Origin of the sequence: Roseateles sp. (assembly GCF_036404855.1) — a bacterium.
GTDB lineage: Bacteria > Pseudomonadota > Gammaproteobacteria > Burkholderiales > Burkholderiaceae_C > Pelomonas.
Window position 1 is genome coordinate 1 of the sequence record NZ_DASWYS010000349.1, and the last position, 3201, is coordinate 3201.

General features: G+C 68.0%; 4 protein-coding genes. All 4 read left to right on the forward strand.

Annotated features, from left to right (window positions below):
* A partial coding sequence (locus VGF12_RS23170) for a shikimate kinase (RefSeq protein ID WP_331178407.1) occupies positions 1-377 on the forward strand: 377 nt, incomplete at its 5' end.
* A gap of 58 nt (positions 378-435) precedes the next feature.
* A complete protein-coding gene (gene aroB, locus VGF12_RS23175; protein WP_331178408.1) occupies positions 436-1530 on the forward strand; it encodes a 3-dehydroquinate synthase in 1095 nt (364 codons plus the stop codon).
* Positions 1517-2668: a deoxyguanosinetriphosphate triphosphohydrolase gene (locus VGF12_RS23180; protein WP_331178409.1), complete on the forward strand. Its 1152-nt coding sequence runs from the start codon at positions 1517-1519 to the stop codon at positions 2666-2668. The genes aroB and VGF12_RS23180 overlap by 14 nt, the downstream gene beginning before the upstream one ends.
* A 69-nt stretch (positions 2669-2737) precedes the next feature.
* The coding region (locus VGF12_RS23185; protein WP_331178410.1) for an REP-associated tyrosine transposase at positions 2738-3201 on the forward strand (464 nt) is incomplete at its 3' end.

Sequence of the window (3201 nt, forward strand, 5' to 3'; positions counted from 1 at the left end):
TCATTGCGGAGCTGATCGCCAGGCCGGGCGACCGCGTCCTTGCAACCGGGGGCGGTGCGGTACTGCGGGAGCGCAACCGGGAGCTGCTGCACAACGGCGCCACCGTGCTCTACCTGCGCTCCACGCCCGAGGACATCTTCCGTCGCCTTCGGCATGACACGACCCGCCCCCTTCTCCAGGTGCGCGACCCGCTGGCCCGGCTGCGTGAACTGCATCAGCAGCGGGACCCGCTCTACCGCCGCTGCGCGCATTACGTGCTCGAGAGCGCCCGGCCTTCGGTACATGCACTGGTCAACATGGCGCTGATGCAGCTGGAATTGGCTGGCCTGCTGGATCCCGGGCGCGTCGCCGCGACCGTCGGCGCCGAACCGCTTTGATGCCGGCTTGACGGGACGCGGAGGGCGGCTCCGAGAGCCGGCTCTTACACTGCGCCGCATGCCTGCCACCGACACCGTCCGCATCCAGCTTCCCGACGACCGCGACTACGAGATCCGCATCGGATCAGGCCTGCTGGACGTCGCCGCAAGCTGGCAGGGGCTGCCGAAAGCAGCAGCGGCTGTCATCGTCAGCAACGACACTGTGGCGCCGCTATACGCCGAGCGGCTGCGAGAGCGTCTGCTGGCCGTCTACGCACGGGTCGACCTGGTGGTCCTCCCGGACGGCGAGCAGCACAAGGACTGGGCCAGCCTGAACCGCATCTGCGACCACCTGCTGGGCGAGGCGCTGGACCGCAAGACGGTGCTGTTTGCGCTCGGGGGCGGCGTCATCGGCGACATGACCGGCTTTGCAGCGGCCATCTACATGCGCGGGGTGCCTTTCGTGCAGGTGCCGACGACGTTGCTGGCCCAGGTCGACTCGTCGGTGGGCGGAAAGACGGCCATCAACCATCCGCTGGGCAAGAACATGCTCGGCGCCTTCTACCAGCCCGAGCGCGTCATCGCCGACCTGGACACGCTGGACAGCCTGCCCGACCGGGAGCTGCGCGCGGGCCTGGCGGAAGTCATCAAGTACGGGCCGATCGCCGATGCGGGCTTCCTGTGCTGGCTTGAGGACAACCTCGATGCGCTGCTGGCGCGGGACAAGGCCGTGCTTGCCTATGCCGTTCGGCGCAGCTGTGAGATCAAGGCCGACGTCGTGGGTCAGGACGAACGTGAGCAGGGGCTGCGCGCCATCCTGAACTTCGGCCACACGATAGGCCATGCCATTGAAGCCGGTCTGGGTTACGGCATGTGGCTACACGGGGAGGCCGTGGCCTGTGGCATGGTGCTGGCGGCGGACCTGTCGCAGCGCATGGGGCTGATGCCTGCCGGTTTCGTCGAGCGGCTGCGCGCGCTGATCGAGCGCGCGGGCCTGCCGGTGCAACCGCCACGGCTGGGGGCCGAGCGTTATCTGTCGCTGATGCGGGTCGACAAGAAGGCCGAGGCGGGTGCGATCCGTTTCGTGCTCATCGAGGCGCTGGGGCGGGCCGGCCTGCATGCCGTGCCCGACGGCCGAATCGTCGAGACGCTGGCCGCGCATGGAGCGACCTGAGGTGGCCGCGACGCGTCCGGCCTACGCCGCCGACCCGGCACGCAGCCGCGGTCGACGCCTGCCAGAGCCGGCCGCGCCGACGCGCAGCGAGTTTCAGCGCGACCGCGACCGCATCATCCACAGCACGGCCTTCCGCCGCTTGGTCTACAAGACCCAGGTCTTTCTCAACCACGAGGGTGACCTGTTCCGCACGCGGCTCACGCACTCGCTGGAGGTGGCGCAGCTTGGCCGCTCCATCGCGCGCAGCCTGGGCCTGGACGAGGACCTCGTGGAGGCGGTGGCGCTGGCCCACGACCTCGGGCACACGCCCTTCGGGCATGCCGGCCAAGACGTGCTCGACGATTGCATGCGGGCCCATGGCGGCTTCGAGCACAACCTGCAGTCCCTGCGCGTCGTCGATCAACTGGAGCAGCGGTACCCGGATTTCGATGGCCTCAACCTCTGCTTCGAAACGCGGGAAGGCATCCTCAAGCATTGCTCGCGCCGCCATGCCGAGCTCATCGAGGCGGCGGAGCCCGGCGGCATCGCGACGCGTTTCCTGCACGGCGGGCAGCCGAGCCTCGAAGCCCAGCTCTGCAACGTCGCGGACGAGGTGGCCTACAACGCCCATGACGTCGATGATGGCGTGCGCTCGGGGTTGATCGAGCTGGAGCAGCTGTTGGAGGTCGAGCTTGTTCGCGAGCATTGGCGCGCCGCCCTGGATGCGCACCCCAGCCTCTGCGGCAAGCGCCTGCTCTTCGAGACGATCAGGCGCATGCTGTCCGCGCAGGTCTACGACATCATCGATGCGACCCGAGTCGCCCTTGCCGAGACCGATCCGGTCGACCCCGAGGCGGTGCGCCGCACCGGCAAGCCACTGCTGCGCTTCAGTGTCGACATGCGGGCCAAGAGCACGGCGCTGAAGCGCTTCCTGTTCGCCAACCTGTACCGGCATCCGCAGGTGCAGTCCACGCGTGCGCGGGCCGAGCAGGTGTTGCGCGATCTGTTCGCGGTCTACTCGACCGAGGTCGCGCAGATGCCTTCCGATTACGCAGGCCGCGAAGACCGGGAGCGGGCTTGCGCGGACTACATCGCCGGCATGACGGACCGGTTCGCGATCCGCGAGCATCAGCGTCTCACGGGAAAGACGCTCTTCTGAGTTTTTAAAAAATAGGGTCGGAGTCGATTATCCTGGGCATTCCGCCTCGCGCATAGTCGAAAGGGCTTCATGGCCAGACTCCCCCGTTTGATCCTGCCGGGCCAGGCTCACCACGTCATCCTGCGTGGCAACAACCGCCAGGCCCTGTTCTACGGCGATCCCGACCGCCAGCAGATGCTGGCGGTCCTCGGGGAGGTCGCCGCGCAGCACGGTGTGGCCGTCCACGCCTATGTGCTGATGGACAACCATGTCCACCTGCTGCTGACGCCGCCGACCGCAGAAGCTCTCAGCCGCATGATGCAGGCGCTGGGGCGGCGTTACGTCGGCTGGTTCAACGCCCGTCACCAACGCAGCGGCACGCTGTGGGAAGGGCGCTTTCGCGCGGGTGTCGTCGAGGGAGACCGGCATCTGCTGGCCTGCATGCGGTACATCGAATCCAACCCGGTGCGTACCGGTCTGTGCGGGGAGCCTGCCCAATGGCCGTGGTCCAGCGCGGCTCACCACCTTGGGTTGAGCCGGCAGGCGCTGATCAC

Coding starts and splice junctions, on each gene's coding strand:
- VGF12_RS23180 (WP_331178409.1), top strand. CDS start 1,517: ATGGAGCGACCTGAGGTGGCCGCGACGCGTCCGGCCTACGCCGCCGAC.
- aroB (WP_331178408.1), top strand. CDS start 436: ATGCCTGCCACCGACACCGTCCGCATCCAGCTTCCCGACGACCGCGAC.